General features: G+C 70.3%; 12 protein-coding genes, 1 tRNA gene and 1 pseudogene. 4 read left to right on the top strand and 10 right to left on the bottom strand.

What is annotated here, in order from left to right:
- Nucleotides 1-177 precede the first annotated feature (177 nt).
- Nucleotides 178-1,152: pseudogene (locus OG811_RS14570) on the bottom strand (hemolysin family protein); the annotation flags it as partial.
- Between the two features lie 145 nt (nucleotides 1,153-1,297).
- Between OG811_RS14570 and galE the strand changes: the two are divergent.
- Together galE and galK are read left to right on the top strand one after the other, a co-directional pair.
- Entirely contained in the window at nucleotides 1,298-2,335 is a 1,038-nt protein-coding gene (galE, locus tag OG811_RS14565; protein WP_406074874.1) for a UDP-glucose 4-epimerase GalE, read from the top strand.
- Nucleotides 2,332-3,501: a galactokinase gene (gene galK, locus OG811_RS14560; protein WP_406074872.1), complete on the top strand. Its 1,170-nt coding sequence runs from the start codon at nucleotides 2,332-2,334 to the stop codon at nucleotides 3,499-3,501. The genes galE and galK overlap by 4 nt, the downstream gene beginning before the upstream one ends.
- Nucleotides 3,502-3,635: 134 nt before the next feature.
- Here the strand turns inward: galK and OG811_RS14555 are convergent, their stop codons facing one another.
- The 8 genes from OG811_RS14555 to OG811_RS14520 form a co-directional block, all read right to left on the bottom strand.
- The gene (locus tag OG811_RS14555) at nucleotides 3,636-4,931 is read right to left on the bottom strand and encodes a sulfate adenylyltransferase subunit 1 (protein WP_406074870.1); all 1,296 of its coding nucleotides are present in this window, start codon (nucleotides 4,929-4,931) and stop codon (nucleotides 3,636-3,638) included.
- A complete protein-coding gene (gene cysD, locus OG811_RS14550) occupies nucleotides 4,931-5,842 on the bottom strand; it encodes a sulfate adenylyltransferase subunit CysD (RefSeq protein ID WP_406074869.1) in 912 nt (303 codons plus the stop codon). The genes OG811_RS14555 and cysD overlap by 1 nt, the downstream gene beginning before the upstream one ends.
- A 75-nt stretch (nucleotides 5,843-5,917) precedes the next feature.
- Nucleotides 5,918-6,733, bottom strand: a complete 816-nt coding sequence (locus OG811_RS14545) for an inositol monophosphatase family protein (RefSeq protein ID WP_406075732.1) — start codon at nucleotides 6,731-6,733, stop codon at nucleotides 5,918-5,920.
- 150 nt (nucleotides 6,734-6,883) lie between these two features.
- Nucleotides 6,884-7,474 (bottom strand): aminoacyl-tRNA hydrolase, encoded by a 591-nt coding sequence (gene pth, locus OG811_RS14540; RefSeq protein WP_406074867.1) that lies wholly within the window; start codon nucleotides 7,472-7,474, stop codon nucleotides 6,884-6,886.
- A 94-nt stretch (nucleotides 7,475-7,568) separates the two neighbouring features.
- Nucleotides 7,569-8,258 (bottom strand): 50S ribosomal protein L25/general stress protein Ctc, encoded by a 690-nt coding sequence (locus OG811_RS14535; RefSeq protein ID WP_406074865.1) that lies wholly within the window; start codon nucleotides 8,256-8,258, stop codon nucleotides 7,569-7,571.
- A 343-nt stretch (nucleotides 8,259-8,601) separates the two neighbouring features.
- Complete coding sequence (locus OG811_RS14530; RefSeq protein ID WP_406074864.1) at nucleotides 8,602-9,582, bottom strand: ribose-phosphate diphosphokinase; 981 nt, start codon at nucleotides 9,580-9,582, stop codon at nucleotides 8,602-8,604.
- Between the two features lie 58 nt (nucleotides 9,583-9,640).
- The gene (glmU, locus tag OG811_RS14525; RefSeq protein ID WP_406074863.1) at nucleotides 9,641-11,176 is read right to left on the bottom strand and encodes a bifunctional UDP-N-acetylglucosamine diphosphorylase/glucosamine-1-phosphate N-acetyltransferase GlmU; all 1,536 of its coding nucleotides are present in this window, start codon (nucleotides 11,174-11,176) and stop codon (nucleotides 9,641-9,643) included.
- Nucleotides 11,177-11,287: 111 nt separating this feature from the next.
- Nucleotides 11,288-11,359: transfer RNA gene (locus OG811_RS14520), tRNA-Gln, on the bottom strand.
- Nucleotides 11,360-11,673: 314 nt separating this feature from the next.
- On the opposite strand from OG811_RS14520, the gene OG811_RS14515 reads away from it, so the two are divergent.
- Together OG811_RS14515 and OG811_RS14510 are read left to right on the top strand one after the other, a co-directional pair.
- The gene (locus OG811_RS14515; RefSeq protein WP_406074861.1) at nucleotides 11,674-12,639 is read left to right on the top strand and encodes an acyl-CoA desaturase; all 966 of its coding nucleotides are present in this window, start codon (nucleotides 11,674-11,676) and stop codon (nucleotides 12,637-12,639) included.
- A 218-nt stretch (nucleotides 12,640-12,857) separates the two neighbouring features.
- Entirely contained in the window at nucleotides 12,858-13,544 is a 687-nt protein-coding gene (locus OG811_RS14510) for a TetR family transcriptional regulator (RefSeq protein WP_406074859.1), read from the top strand.
- A 6-nt stretch (nucleotides 13,545-13,550) separates the two neighbouring features.
- Here the strand turns inward: OG811_RS14510 and OG811_RS14505 are convergent, their stop codons facing one another.
- A complete protein-coding gene (locus OG811_RS14505; RefSeq protein WP_406074857.1) occupies nucleotides 13,551-14,027 on the bottom strand; it encodes a DUF4383 domain-containing protein in 477 nt (158 codons plus the stop codon).
- Nucleotides 14,028-14,066: the final 39 nt, after the last annotated feature.

Raw genomic sequence — 14,066 nt, 5'->3', positions numbered from 1 at the left:
GGTCCGTCATGACGGGCCGGCGGGTCGGCTGCGGCCCGCCGGTGTCGGGGTGCTGACCTCGCGTGGTTCGTCCGCGCCGACCCGGCGCGTCGGCCCGGCAGCGACCCGACGGTGCTGCCCGGCCACGGCCTCCCACGCCTGCCCGGAGCCGACTTCCAGGGCCGGCTCGGTGGTCTGCTCCCGGCGCTGCTCGAACACCCGGACGGCGGAGACCGCGAGCCGGGCCACCCGGCGGCCGTCCAACGCGAGCACCCGCAGCAGCCAGCCGCCCGGCAGATCGGCCGTATCGGGCACGCCGACGTCGGCGGCCTCAACGGGCACCGGCACCTCGTCGCCGGCCACCGGGAGCCGACCGAGCGCGGCCATCACGAACCCTCCGACCGTCTCGTACGGCCCGGGAGGTAGCGCCACCCCGGTCCGTTCGGCGAAGTCAGCGAGGTTGAGGCGGCCGTCCACCACGGCGGGCAGGCCGGCGTGCACCGGGTCCGGAGTGGTGTCGTACTCGTCGTGGATCTCGCCGATCAACTCCTCGATGAGGTCCTCCAGGGTGACGATCCCGGCGGTGCCGCCGTACTCGTCGACCACCACCGCGAGGTGCTTCCCCTCCCGGCGCATCTCGGTCAGCGCGGGTAGCACCCGTTTGGTGCCGGGGAGCCGCTTCACCTCGCGGGACAACTCGCCGACGGTGACGCACGGGTCAGCGTCCGGGCGCAGCAGCACGTCCCGTAGGTGCACGAAGCCGACCACGTCGTCGTGGGTGCCGTCGGTGACCGGGTAGCGGGTGTGCGTGTCGGCGCGGACCAGCCGGGCGGCCTCGGCGATGGTGAGCCGCGCCGGGAGAAAGACCACCTCGGTACGCGGCATCATCACCTCGCGGATCAGGCTGGCACCGGCCACCAGAACCTCGTCGATGATCCGCCGCTCGTCCGGGTCGAGCACCGTGTTCGCCGCCACCAGGTCCCGCAGTTCGGCCTCGGAGATGCGCTCCCGGCCGGCTGCCGGGCCGGCCCCGAGCAGATCGGTGACGAGTCGGCTGGCACCATCCGCAGCGCGGACCAGCACCCGGGCGACGGCCCGAGCGAGCGGGCCGGGGTCGCGGCGAGGCCGCACCCGCACGCGTCGCCGGAGCCCGGTACGGGCCGCTTCCCGCATGACAGAGATGGTAGACACCGTTGGCTCGCCGCACCGGGGATCACACGAGGCGGGCCACACATGTTCGGCTCTGTTTAATTGTGAGAGATTATGATGGAATGTCGATGTCGGTGGCGTCGGCGAGGGTGCCGGCGGCCGACTTAGGGTGATCACCGAAGGGCCAGGTCCCGGGCGGGCCAGGCAGGGAGGCTACGACGTGAAACTGCTCGTCACCGGAGGCGCCGGCTTCATCGGCAGCGTAGTGACCCGGATGCTGCTCGACGCCGGCCACCAGGTGGTCGTCCTGGACGACCTGCGCACCGGGCACCGCGAGGCACTCGCCCCGGACGCGACCCACGTCGAGGCGCCCATCCACGACGCCGCCCGCATCATCACCCCGGGCGCCGGCTTCGACGGGGTGCTGCACTTCGCCGCCCTGATCGCCGCTGGCGAGTCGATGGTCAAGCCGGAAATCTACTGGCAGACCAACACCGTCGGCACGCTCGCCCTGATCGACGCGGTCCGGGCCGCCGGGGTGCCCAGGATGGTCTTCTCCTCCACCGCCGCCGTCTACGGCAACCCCATCGAGCTGCCCATCACGGAGACCGCGATCAAGGCGCCCACCAACACGTACGGCGCCACCAAGCTCGCCGTCGACATGGCGCTCACCTCCGAGACGATCGCGCACGGGCTGGCCGCCGTGTCGCTGCGCTACTTCAACGTCGCGGGTGCCCACCTCGACGGCGACGTCGCGCTCGGCGAACGGCACGACCCGGAGACGCACCTGATCCCGATCGCGTTGGAGGTCGCCGCCGGCCGGCGGGAGAAGCTCCAACTCTTCGGCGACGACTACCCCACCGAGGACGGCACCTGCGTCCGCGACTACATCCACGTCGCCGACCTGGCCCGCGCGCACCTGCTGGCGCTGGACGCGGCCACCAGCGGCCAGCACCGGATCTACAACCTGGGCAACGGCAACGGCTTCACCAACCGCCAGGTCGCCGACGTGGTCCGCGAGATCACCGGGCACCACCTGCCCGTCGAGGTGGCGCCGCGCCGCGAGGGCGACCCGGCCGAGCTGGTGGCCTCCTCCGCGCTGGCCCGCGACGAGCTGGGCTGGGTGCCGCAGAAGCCGACCCTGCACGACATGGTCGGCGATGCCTGGGCCTTCTACCGCACCCACGTCCTGGGCAAGCAGCCGTGACCCACCCCACCGGCGATGTCACCGAACGGGCCGCCGCCGGCTTCACCACGCAGTACGGCGGCCAGGCCGCCGGCCGCTGGGCGGCTCCCGGCCGGGTCAACCTGATCGGTGAGCACACCGACTACAACGAAGGGTTCGTGCTGCCCTTCGCGCTGCCGTTGCGCACCGTCGTCGCCGCCGACCGGCAGGACGGGGAGCACTGGACGGTCTGGTCCGAGCTCTCCGACGAGACGATCACCTTCGGCGCGGACGACGTCGCCGAGCCGGGTCGGGTGACCGGCTGGGGCGCGTACGTCGCCGGGGTGGTCTGGGCGCTCCGCGAGGCCGGCCACCCGGTGCCGGGCGCTCGGCTGGCGATCGCCTCCGACGTGCCGCTGGGCTCCGGGCTGTCCTCCTCGGCCGCGCTGGAGTCAGCCGTGCTGGCCGCCCTGCTCGATCTCGGTGGGCTGGAGCTGCCCCCGGAACTGCAGCCCCGGCTGGCGCAGCGAGCGGAGAACGTCTACGTGGGCGCGCCGACCGGCATCATGGACCAGTCCGCGGTGATCCGCTGCCGCGCCGGGCACGCCCTCTTTCTGGACTGCCGCGACGAGTCGGTCGAGCAGATTCCGTTCGACCTGGACGCCGCCGGGTTGGCTGTGCTGGTCATCGACAGTCGAGCGCCGCACCGGCACGCCGACGGTGAGTACGCTGCCCGCCGCCGCTCCTGCGAGGCCGGGGCCAGCGCGCTCGGCGTTGCCGCACTGCGGGACGTGGGCGTCGACCAGCTCGACACCGCGCTGGCCCAGCTCGACGACGAGGAGACCCGGCGACGGGTCCGGCACGTGGTCACCGAGGACCAGCGCGTACTGGACACGGCTGCGCTGCTCCGCGCCGCCCGGGTCCGTGACATCGGCCCACTGCTCACGGCCTCACACGTCTCGATGCGCGACGACTTCGAGATCACCGTGCCGGAGATCGACACCGCGGTCGAGGCGGCATTGGCGGCCGGTGCCTTGGGCGCTCGGATGACCGGCGGCGGCTTCGGTGGCTGCGTCCTGGCACTCATTGAGGCCGACCGCGCCGAGGCGGTGACCGCCGCTGTCACCAGCGCCTACGCGGAGCACGGCTTCACCGCGCCGGGCACCGTGACGGTCCTCCCAGCCCCCGGCGCGACCCGCCTCGACTAACCCTCCCACCAGGGAGGGGGGAGATCGTGCTTGTTCATTGAAGTAGTGGCCTTGCCCGATGGGCGAGGCCACTACTTCATGGATCGAGCACGATCTTGCCGAGCGGGGAGGGGTGGTGGCCGGGCGGGGGTGGGTTAGCTGGCTTCGACGATCATCGCGGCACCTACCGTGCGGTTGGTGGCCTCGTCGATGATGACGAAGCCACCGGTGGTGCGGTTGCGGCGGTATTCGTCGGCCAGCAGCGGCACCGTGGTGCGCAGCCGCACCCGGCCGATCTCGTTGAGCCGCAGCTCGTCGGCCGACTCGTCGCGGTGCAGCGAGTTGATGTCCAACCGGTAGTGCAGACCGCGCACGATCGCCCGCGCCGAACGGGTGGTGTGCTTGATCGCGTACCGGCCGCCGACCCGCAGCGGGGCCGTCTCGTCCATCCAGCAGACCATCGCCTCGATGTCCTGGGCCACCGCCGGTGCGTTGTTCGGCCGGCAGATCAGGTCACCCCGCGAAATGTCGATCTCGTCGGTCAGTCGTACCGTCACCGACATCGGCGGGAACGCCTCCGGGACCGGCCCGTCGGCGGTCTCCACGGCGGCGATCCGGCTGGTGAAGCCGGACGGCAGCACCATCACCTCGTCACCCGGCTTGAGTACGCCGGAGGCGACCTGACCGGCGTAGCCGCGGTAGTCGGTGACCGTGGTGGACTGCGGACGGATCACGTACTGCACCGGGAACCGGACGTCGACCAGGTTGCGGTCGCTCGCGATGTGCACCCGCTCCAGGTGGTGCAGCAGCGACGGACCCTCGTACCACGGCATGTTCTCCGATCGGGCGACGATGTTGTCGCCGCGCAACGCGGAGATCGGCACCACGGTCAGGTCCGGTGCGTCGAGCTTCGCGGCGAACGCGGTGAACTCGTCGGCGATCCGCTCGTAGACCTCCTGCGACCAGCCCACCAGGTCCATCTTGTTGACACAGAGAACCAGGTGCGGCACCCGCAGCAGAGAGCACAGGAACGCGTGCCGCCGGGACTGCTCGACCAGGCCCTTGCGCGCGTCCACCAGGATCAACGCCAGGTCGGCGGTGGACGCCCCGGTGACCATGTTGCGTGTGTACTGGGTGTGCCCCGGGGTGTCGGCGATGATGAACTTGCGCCGCGGGGTGGCGAAGTACCGGTACGCCACGTCGATGGTGATGCCCTGCTCCCGCTCGGCACGCAGGCCGTCGGTGAGCAACGCCAGGTTGGTGTATTCGTCACCGCGGGCCGCGCTGACCGCCTCCACCGCAGCCAACTGATCGGTGAAGAGCGACTTGGTGTCGTAGAGCAGCCGACCGATCAGGGTCGACTTCCCGTCGTCCACGCTGCCGGCGGTGGCGAACCGCAGCAGGTCCATCGTCCGCGTCTCGGCGGCCGGTGCCACGATCTCGGTGCTCATCAGAAGTAGCCCTCCCGCTTGCGGTCCTCCATGGCGGCCTCGCTGACCCGGTCGTCACCGCGGGTCGCGCCGCGCTCGGTGATCCGGGTGGCCGCCACCTCCTCGATGACCTTCTCCACGGTGTCCGCGTCGGAACGGACCGCAGCGGTGCACGAGGCGTCACCCACGGTGCGATAGCGCACCTGCGCCTTGAACCGCTCCTCGCCCGCGCGGGGGCGGAAGAACTCGTTGACCGCGTAGACCATGCCGTCCCGTTCGATCACCTCGCGCTCGTGGGCGTAGTAGATCGAGGGCAGCGGGATGCGTTCCCGGGCGATGTAGTGCCAGACGTCCAGCTCGGTCCAGTTGGACAGCGGGAAGACCCGGATCGACTCGCCCGGGTGGTGCCGACCGTTGTACAGCGACCACAGCTCCGGCCGCTGGTTCTTCGGGTCCCACTGGCCGAACTCGTCGCGGAAGCTGAACACCCGCTCCTTCGCCCGAGCTTTCTCCTCGTCCCGCCGGGCGCCACCGAACAGCGCGTCGAAGCGGTGCTTCTCCACGGCGTCCAGCAGCACCGGCGTCTGGATCCGGTTGCGCATGCCGTCGCCGGACTCCCGGACCAGGCCGCTCGCCAGGGCCTCCGGCACGCTCGCCACCACGAGTTGCAACCCCAGCTCGGCGACCCGCTGGTCGCGGTATTCCAGAACCTCGGGGAAGTTGTGCCCGGTGTCGACGTGCATGACGGGAAAGGGGACGTTGGCCGGGGCGAACGCCTTCTGCGCCAGCCGCAGCATGACGATCGAATCCTTGCCGCCGGAGAAGAGCAGCACCGGGCGTTCCATCTCGGCGACCACTTCGCGCATCACGAAGATGCTCTCCGCCTCCAAGGCGTCCAGGTGGGAGACCTGATACGCCGCCGGGGTGGTCATGACACCGGCTCGATTCGCTCGCTCATCCGATTTCCAGACCTTTCCGGTCGGACTTGTCAAGAAAGTGCGCTCAGGCTACCCGGAATGTCTTTGCAGCGCTGCAAGCAACCGGGTGGCGAGATCCGCGCGGCAGACCAGGAGATCCGGCAGGCGCGGATCCGCCTCGTTGTATCTCAGCGCAGAACCGTCGATCCGGGAAGCGTGCAGGCCGGTGGCCGTCGCCACAGCCACCGGGGCCGCCGAGTCCCACTCGTACTGCCCACCGGCGTGGATGTACGCGTCCACCTCGCCGGTGACCACGGCGGCGATCTTCGCTCCGGCCGAGCCCATCGGCACCAGGTGCGCCCCGACGTCCTCGGCCAGGTCGGTCAGGAAGACGGGCGGCCGGCTCCGGCTCGCCGCGAGGCGGATCTTCCGCTCGCCGGCCGCCGCTGCCTCCACCGTCATCGGCGGGTACGCCGGTGGGTAGTCCGTGCCCAGCACCCGGTGCTGCGCCGGCAGCCCCACCGCCCCGGCGACCAGCCCGTGCGGGCTCGGCGCGTTACGCGCCCAGAGCGCCACGTGCACCGCCCAGTCCGAGCGGCCCTCCTCGGAAAACTCCCGGGTGCCGTCCAACGGGTCGATGATCCACACCCGGTCCGCGGTCAACCGCGAAACCGCTCCGGTGTTCACCTCGGCGGCCCAGGCCAACCGCGACCCCTCGTCCTCCTCGGAGAGCACCGAGTCGCCCGGCCGCCACTTCGCCAACTCCGTGCGGATCAGGTCGTGCGACACCTTGTCTCCGGCCGACTTGAGCGCGCCGGAGTCCGCGAAACCCATCTCCGTGCGCAGGTCGAGCAGCGCCTGCCCGGCCCGGGACGCCAGCCATCGGGCGAACGCGCCATCGATCATCGGAGGACTGCTCAACTGACCGCTCCCGTCGCCTCGCCGCGACCCGTGCCCGCACGGACCGATTCGCCGCGACCCGCGTCGTCGGTTGCGGCACGCCGAAAGGCGCAGACTACCGGCCCGCCGCACCGAACCTGGTACGCCCTGCCCGCCTCAACCTCCGTGGTAGAGGTTCTGCGTCGGTTCCACACCCTTGACGATCACCGACTCCACCACATCGGCAGCCCGGTCCACCAGGAAATCCAGCTCCTTGCGCTCTGCCGCGCCAAAATCCGACAGCACATAATCCGCTGGATCCTGCCGACCCGGCGGTCGGCCGACGCCGAACCGCACCCGGGCGTAGTCCTTTGTGCCCAACGACTTCGACATCGAGCGCAGGCCGTTGTGCCCACCCTCGCCGCCGCCGAACTTGACCCGCACCTGGCCGAACCCGATATCCAGTTCGTCATGCACCGCGATCACCTGCGTCGCCGGCACCTTGTAGAACTGCGCGAGCGCTGCCACCGGCCCGCCGGAAAGATTCATGTAGGTCAGTGGCTTGACGAGCACCAGCTTCGGTCCACCGAACCCCAGCCGCGCCTCGGCCACCTCGGCCACCGACCGCTTGTGCCGCCCGAACCGCGCACTTACCCGCCCGGCCAGCAGATCGGCCACCATGAACCCAACGTTGTGCCGGTTCCCGGCGTACTCCCGACCTGGGTTGCCCAGGCCGACAACCAGCCACGGCCCCACCTCGTCCGTCACGACCCGTCCCTCCCGACACCCATCCCACCGACTCCCGATACGCCAACAGGCGCCCCCGAACATCCGGGGACGCCTGCCGCACAGTACGAACCGATCAAACCTCGGTGCGCGCCTCGGTGGTCTCGGCGCCCTCGGCGACGTCCGCGCCCTCGGAGCCCTCGGTGGTCTCGCCGACCTCAGCCTCGGCCTCGTCGGTGGCCACCTCGATCTCGGGCAGCGTCGCCTCAAGCTGCTCGGCGGTGGGGGCGGCGGTCACCGACGCGACGGTCAGCTCCGAGTCGACGGCCAGCTCGACGCCGGCCGGCAGCTCGACATCGCCGGCGGTCACCTGGCTGCCCGCCTCCATGCCCTCGATCGACGCCTCGAGGCGGTCCGGCACCTTGGTGGCGTCGGCGGTCACCGAGAGGGTGTCGTGGTCGTGCACGATCAGGGTGTCCTTCGCGGCCTCGCCGGTCAGCTGGACCGGGACCTCGACGGTGACCTTCTCGCCCCGGCGAACCAGGAGCAGGTCGACGTGCTCGAAGGTGTCCCGGATCGGGTCCCGCTGGATCGCCTTCGGCAGCGCCAGCACCTGGGTGCCGTCGGTAATGTCGATCACGAAGAGCTGGTTGGCACCGCCCTTGCGGATCGCGGCGGCGAACTCCCGCGACGGCAGCGCGATGTGCTTGGGCTTCTCGCCGTGGCCGTACAGCACGGCGGGCACCTTGCCGGCCCGGCGGGTACGGCGGGCACCACCCTTGCCGAACTCGGTGCGGGGCTCGGCGCTGATCTTTACCTCGGACACGGGGAAACTCCTGATGCTTTTCGCTGCGGCGGCTTGTCGTCTGGCGGTGCTGGGGCGAGGGGCTCGCTGGGGCTCATGCGTCATGAACGACTGCCCGGAGCACCGCGTCGATGACGGTGCCTCCGTGCGGCGCTTTTCAGCGGCCCGCCGGGCACCCTCGCCGTGGCAACCGCACCAGTCTACCCGAGCTGTTTCCAGGGTTTCCGGCAGTCCCCGATCACGGCTCCTGGCCGGCGCGTCGGTGGGGCTCCCACCAGCGTACCGGCCCGGTTTCCACCAGTTTGCCAGCCCCGCTCCCACCGGCGCGCCGAGTGGCGGAAACGGGGCTCACACAGCGCGAGACTCAGCTCAGGCCACCGAAGAGGGTGGTCACCGAGCCGTCGTCGAAGACCTCCCGGATCGCCCGCGCCAGCAGCGGCGCGATCGACAACACGGTCAGGTTGTCCAGCTGCTTCTCTGGTGGCAGCGGCAACGTGTTGGTCACCACGATCTCGCTGATCGAGCTGTTCTTCAACCGCTCCGTGGCCGGGTCCGACAGCAGCGCGTGGGTGGACGCGACAACGATCTCCGCCGCACCCGACTTCTTGAGGATGTCGGCGGCCTTGGCGATCGTGCCACCGGTGTCGATCATGTCGTCGACGATCAGACAGACCCGGCCCTCCACCTCACCGACCACCCGGTTCGCCACGACCTGGTTCGGCTTCAACGGGTCCCGGGTCTTGTGGATGAACGCGAGCGGACAGCCGCCCAACCGGTCGGTCCACCGCTCGGCCACCCGCACCCGGCCCGAATCCGGTGCCACCACGGTCATCGGCCGTCCGGCGTACTTGCGCTCCACGTACTCGGCCAGGATGTCCATCGCGAAGAGGTGGTCCACCGGGCCGTCGAAGAAGCCCTGGATCTGCGCGGTGTGCAGGTCGACGGTGAGGATGCGGTTCGCACCAGCGGTCTTCAACAGGTCGGCCACCAGGCGGGCCGAGATCGGCTCCCGACCCCGGTGCTTCTTGTCCTGCCGCGCGTACGGGTAGAACGGCAGCACCACGGTGATCCGCTTGGCCGACCCCCGCTTCAGCGCGTCCACCATGATCAGGGTCTCCATGACCCAGGTGTTCACCCCGTGCGTGACGGACTGCACCAAGAAGGCGTCCGAACCACGCACCGAGTCCTTGAAACGTACAAAGATCTCGCCGTTGGCGAAGTCGTACGAGTCGGCCGGGGTCGGCGCGACGCCGAGCACCTCACCGATCTCCTTGGCCAACTCCGGAAAGCCACGTCCGGAAAAGAGCATCAGGCTTTTGCGGTTTTCGGCGACGATGCTGCCCATGGGCCCGTCTGCTCCCGTTATGTCGGCGGTACCCGGACCGGTGGTGGTGGGTCGGGGACTATTCGGTTGCAGTATCTCCCGTGCCCGTTGCGCCGCCCACCGTCTCGGTCACCCCGTGCATTGCCTCACTGTCGCTTGCGGCGCCGGCCACACCCGACGCATCCTCGGTGCCGCGTTGCGCCCGCTCGGCCGCCGCCGCGGAGACCGTCCCGGGGCGCTTGCGCGCCACCCAGCCCTCGATGTTGCGCTGCGGCGCGCGGGTCACCCCGAGCGCGCCCGGCGGCACGTCCTGGGCGATCGCGCTGCCCGCCGCCACGTAGGCCCCGGCACCCACCTCGACCGGCGCGATCAAGCTCGTGTCGCAGCCGATGAAGGCACCCTCGCCCACGGTCGTGCGGTGCTTGTTCACCCCGTCGTAGTTCACGAAGATCGTCGCCGCGCCGATGTTGGCCTTCGCGCCGATCGTCGCGTCACCCACGTACGACAGGTGCGGCACCTTGGCACCCGGACCGACCTCGGAGTTCTTCACCTCGACGAACGTGCCGACCTTCGCCTTCGCGGCCAGCCGCGCGGCCGGACGCAGGTACGCGTACGGCCCGACGGTGGCGCCCTCGCCCACCTCGGCGCCGACGACGTGGCTGCGGATGACCGACGCGCCGGGACCCACGACCGTGTCGATCAGCGTGACGTCCGGCCCGATCGACGCGCCCGCGCCGACCACTGTGCCGCCGCGCAGTTGGGTGTTCTGGTCGACCACCGCGTCGCGGTCCAGCGCCACCGTCACGTCGATCCAGGTGGTCGCGGGGTCGAGCAGGCTCACCCCGGTGCGCATCCACGCCTCGTTGACCCGGTCACGCAACAGCCGGCGCAGCGTCGCCAACTCGACCCGGTCGTTGCAACCCAACGTCTCGGAGTGGTCGACGGCCACGTGCACCGCGACCGGCTCACCGACCGAGCGGAGCAGCCCGAAGACGTCAGTCAGGTATTCCTCGCCCTGGTCGTTGTCGGTGGAGAGCTTGCCCAGCGCCTCGCGCAGCCGCACGGCGTCGAACGCGTAGATGCCGGCGTTGATCTCTCGGATCGCGCGCTGCGTCGCGTTGGCGTCGCGCTCCTCGACGATCTGCTCCAGCCGGCCGTCGGCGTCCCGGACGATCCGCCCGAGCCCGGTCGGGTCGGGCACCGCGGCGGCCAGCACGGTGGCCGCTGCGGCGGCCTCCTCGTGCGCGGTCACCAGCGCGCCCACCGTTTCGGGTCGCAGCAGTGGCACGTCCCCGTTGATCACCACGACCGTGCCGGCGCCGTCCGGGACGGCGTCCAGCGCGATGCGCACGGCGTGCCCGGTGCCGAGCTGCTCGGCCTGGAGCACCGGCGTGGCGTCCGGGGCGACCTCGGTCAGGTGCCCCCGGACCTGGTCGGCGCCGTGCCCCACCACGACGACCGTGCGGTCCGCGGCCAGTGGCGCGGCGGCGCTCAGCACGTGACCGAGCAGCGTGCGACCGAGCAGGGGGTGCAACACCTTGGGCAGCGTCGACTTCATCCGCTTGCCCTCACCGGCGGCGAGTACGACGACGGTACGAAGGTGGGGCTGGGGCACGACGTGGCTCCCGTCGGGACGGCGGACACTCTCGCGGCCATGCTAACCGCGGGGCCCGGCACGTTCCCCTCTTACCCCCAGCGGGACCCTAAAACGGACGCATGTGGGCAGCTCGGCCGCCAGGGTTCGAACCTGAAATACGGGTACCAAAGACCCGGGTGTTGCCAATTACACCACGGCCGATCAATGACACGAGCACGTCGCGTCAGGGGATGGGCATCCCGCGGGTACACCTTAGCGCCCCGGCCGCCGGATGCCATCGCTCATCCCACCTCACCCCGAGCGACCCGCGACTCCAGCGGCCGCACGAGCAGCCCGCACGCCGTCGCCTCCGCCGCCGGGGCCACCGCACCCGTTCGCCAGGAAGGGCACCTGACCTGCAGATTTGGACAGCTATGCGAGGGCCCTTCAAAACTTCTCGTGCGATCTACGGTGCCGTAAGTTACGGTGACGTAGGCGTAGCTTTGTGATCGTTTTCCATCCCCCTGCGAGGTCAGATGTCCACTGCTCTGCTCGATCCCAACACCGCCGGCCCCGGCCCCAAACCACTCACCGACGGCAGCCAGTCCCCCGGAATCCTGGCCGCCCTCTGGGCTTTCGTGGCGATCCCCTTCGTCGCCCTCCTTGTCGCCGTGCCGGTGGCCTGGGGCGGCTGGCTGGGCTGGACCGACGTGGTCATCGGCCTGGTCTGGTACGTCGTCTCCGGGCTCGGCATCACCGTCGGCTTCCACCGCTACTTCACGCACGGCTCGTTCAAAGCCAAGCGGTGGCTGCGGGTGACCCTGGCGGTCGCGGGTTCGCTGGCGGTGCAGGGCGAGATCATCCAGTGGGTCGCCGACCACCGGCGGCATCACGCCTTCTCCGACCTGGAGGGTGACCCGCACTCGCCCTGGCGCTTCGGCACCAGCTTCTGGGCGTTGACCCGCGGCCTGTTCCACGCGCACGTGGGCTGGCTGTTCCGCCGGGAGCTGTCCAACCGCGAGCGTTTCGCACCGGACCTCATCGCCGACCGTGACATCAGCCGGGTCGATCGGCTCTTCCCTGCGCTGGTGGCCATCTCGCTACTCGGCCCGGCGCTGATCGGCGGCCTGGTGACCTGGTCCTGGCAGGGCGCGCTGACCGCGTTCTTCTGGGCCGGGCTGGTCCGGATCGGTCTACTGCACCACGTCACCTGGGCGATCAACTCGGTCTGCCACGTCTACGGCGAGCGTCCGTTCGCGATGCGCCAGGGCGACCGCGCGTCGAACTTCTGGCCGCTGGCGATCCTGTCGTTCGGCGAAAGCTGGCACAACCTGCACCACGCCGACCCGACCAGCGCCCGGCACGGCGTGCTGCGCGGCCAGGTGGACATCTCGGCTCGGGTGATCTGGCTGTTCGAGAAGGTCGGCGCGGCGACGCAGGTGCGCTGGCCAAAGCCGGAACGCCTCGCCGCCAAGCTGGTGAAGCCGGCCGCACCCCGGTAAACCGGGCGGTGCACCGTGCTGCCGCCTGGCAGGATGTGCCGGATGACCGAGCCACACCGGGCGACCGGACGGCTCGGCAGAGGGGGAGCCGATCCGGGTACGGTCGGACGGCGCGGCAGGGCGGTCGGACCGCCCGCCAGTGAGGCGACGACGTGAACGGGCACAGCGGAGGCACCATTCCACGGCAGGGCGTCACCGAGCGCCAGCGAGGCGGCGACATGCCCGAAGTCAGTGACGGTGGCGGGGTCAGCGGCCGGCGGGCGACGCCGCCACCCGCAGCCAAACCCACCTCCCGGGTCCGCATGTCAGCAGCCCAGCGACGGGAGCAGTTGATCGCCACCGGCCGGCAACTCTTCGCCGAGCGCGGTTTCGACGCCACCTCCATCGAGGAGGTGGCGGCCCGCGCCAAGGTCTCCAAGCCGGTGATCTACGAGCACTTCGGCGGCAAGGAGGGGCTCTACGCGGTGGTGGTGGACCGGGAGGTCCGGGCCCTGCTGGACCGGATCACCACGGCGTTGACCGCCGGGCATCCGCGGGAGCTGCTGGAGCAGGCGGCGCTGGCCCTTCTGACCTACATCGAGGAGGAGACCAGCGGCTTCCGAGTGCTGGTCCGCGAGTCGCCGCTGCTGTCCGGCACGGCCAACTTCAGCAGCGTGATGAACGACGTGGCGCACCAGGTCGAGCACATCCTGGGCGCCGAGTTCAAGAGCCGCGGGTACGACCCGAAGCTCGCCGAGCTGTACTCGCAGGCGCTGGTGGGCATGGTGGCACTGACCGGCCGCTGGTGGCTGGAGGTGCGCAAGCCGCGCAAGGAGACGGTGGCGGCGCACCTCGTCAACCTGGCCTGGAACGGGTTGTCGCACCTGGAGGCGAAGCCAACGTTGATCACCGCCCGGCGCCGCTGACCCCGATCAGCGGCGGTGCACGTCGGCGACCGGGTGTTTGCGGTGCTCCCGCTCCGCCTCGGCGTGCTCCGCAGGGCCGACCTTGTCATAGAGGCCGGTGCCGAGCAGGATCAGGCCGAACAGCATCGAGACGACCACGGTCGACATCGAGAAGTTGAGGAAGTTCGCCGCGGTCTGCAGCACGGACATCATCAGGATGCTGGTAACCAGGAACACCACACCGGCGGTGAGGTTCATGTAGTGGCCGAGGTTGGTGCGCCGCGAGGCCCCGATGATCAGGACGACTCCGAAGATCACCGACGCGAGCGAGAAGGCCAGGTTGGTGCGTAGCCCGAGGGCCCAGGTGCTGCTCCGGGCAAAGAGCGGTTCGCCGATCGTCTCGGCGACTCCCCAGACGCCGAAGACCAGGATGTAGGCGCCGATCAGACCGGAGAGAACCCGGTAGAGCGGCCGTGCCGGATGGTTCACCGGAAAGTGCGGCATACCCTGACCCCCTGAATCAACCGTTTCAGGAGGATTGTC

Origin of the sequence: Micromonospora sp. NBC_01638 (assembly GCF_045209745.1) — a bacterium.
In the GTDB taxonomy this organism is placed as follows: domain Bacteria; phylum Actinomycetota; class Actinomycetes; order Mycobacteriales; family Micromonosporaceae; genus Micromonospora.
This window is presented reverse-complemented; position numbering and strand designations above follow the sequence as displayed.

Excerpts from the sequence above, each read along its gene's own strand:
- cysD (WP_406074869.1), bottom strand. The coding sequence starts at position 5,842 with ATGACCACCCCGGCGGCGTATCAGGTCTCCCACCTGGACGCCTTGGAG.
- OG811_RS14515 (WP_406074861.1), top strand. The coding sequence starts at position 11,674 with ATGTCCACTGCTCTGCTCGATCCCAACACCGCCGGCCCCGGCCCCAAA.
- OG811_RS14530 (WP_406074864.1), bottom strand. The coding sequence starts at position 9,582 with ATGGGCAGCATCGTCGCCGAAAACCGCAAAAGCCTGATGCTCTTTTCC.
- OG811_RS14545 (WP_406075732.1), bottom strand. The coding sequence starts at position 6,733 with ATGATCGATGGCGCGTTCGCCCGATGGCTGGCGTCCCGGGCCGGGCAG.
- OG811_RS14555 (WP_406074870.1), bottom strand. The coding sequence starts at position 4,931 with ATGAGCACCGAGATCGTGGCACCGGCCGCCGAGACGCGGACGATGGAC.
- OG811_RS14510 (WP_406074859.1), top strand. The coding sequence starts at position 12,858 with ATGCCCGAAGTCAGTGACGGTGGCGGGGTCAGCGGCCGGCGGGCGACG.
- OG811_RS14505 (WP_406074857.1), bottom strand. The coding sequence starts at position 14,027 with ATGCCGCACTTTCCGGTGAACCATCCGGCACGGCCGCTCTACCGGGTT.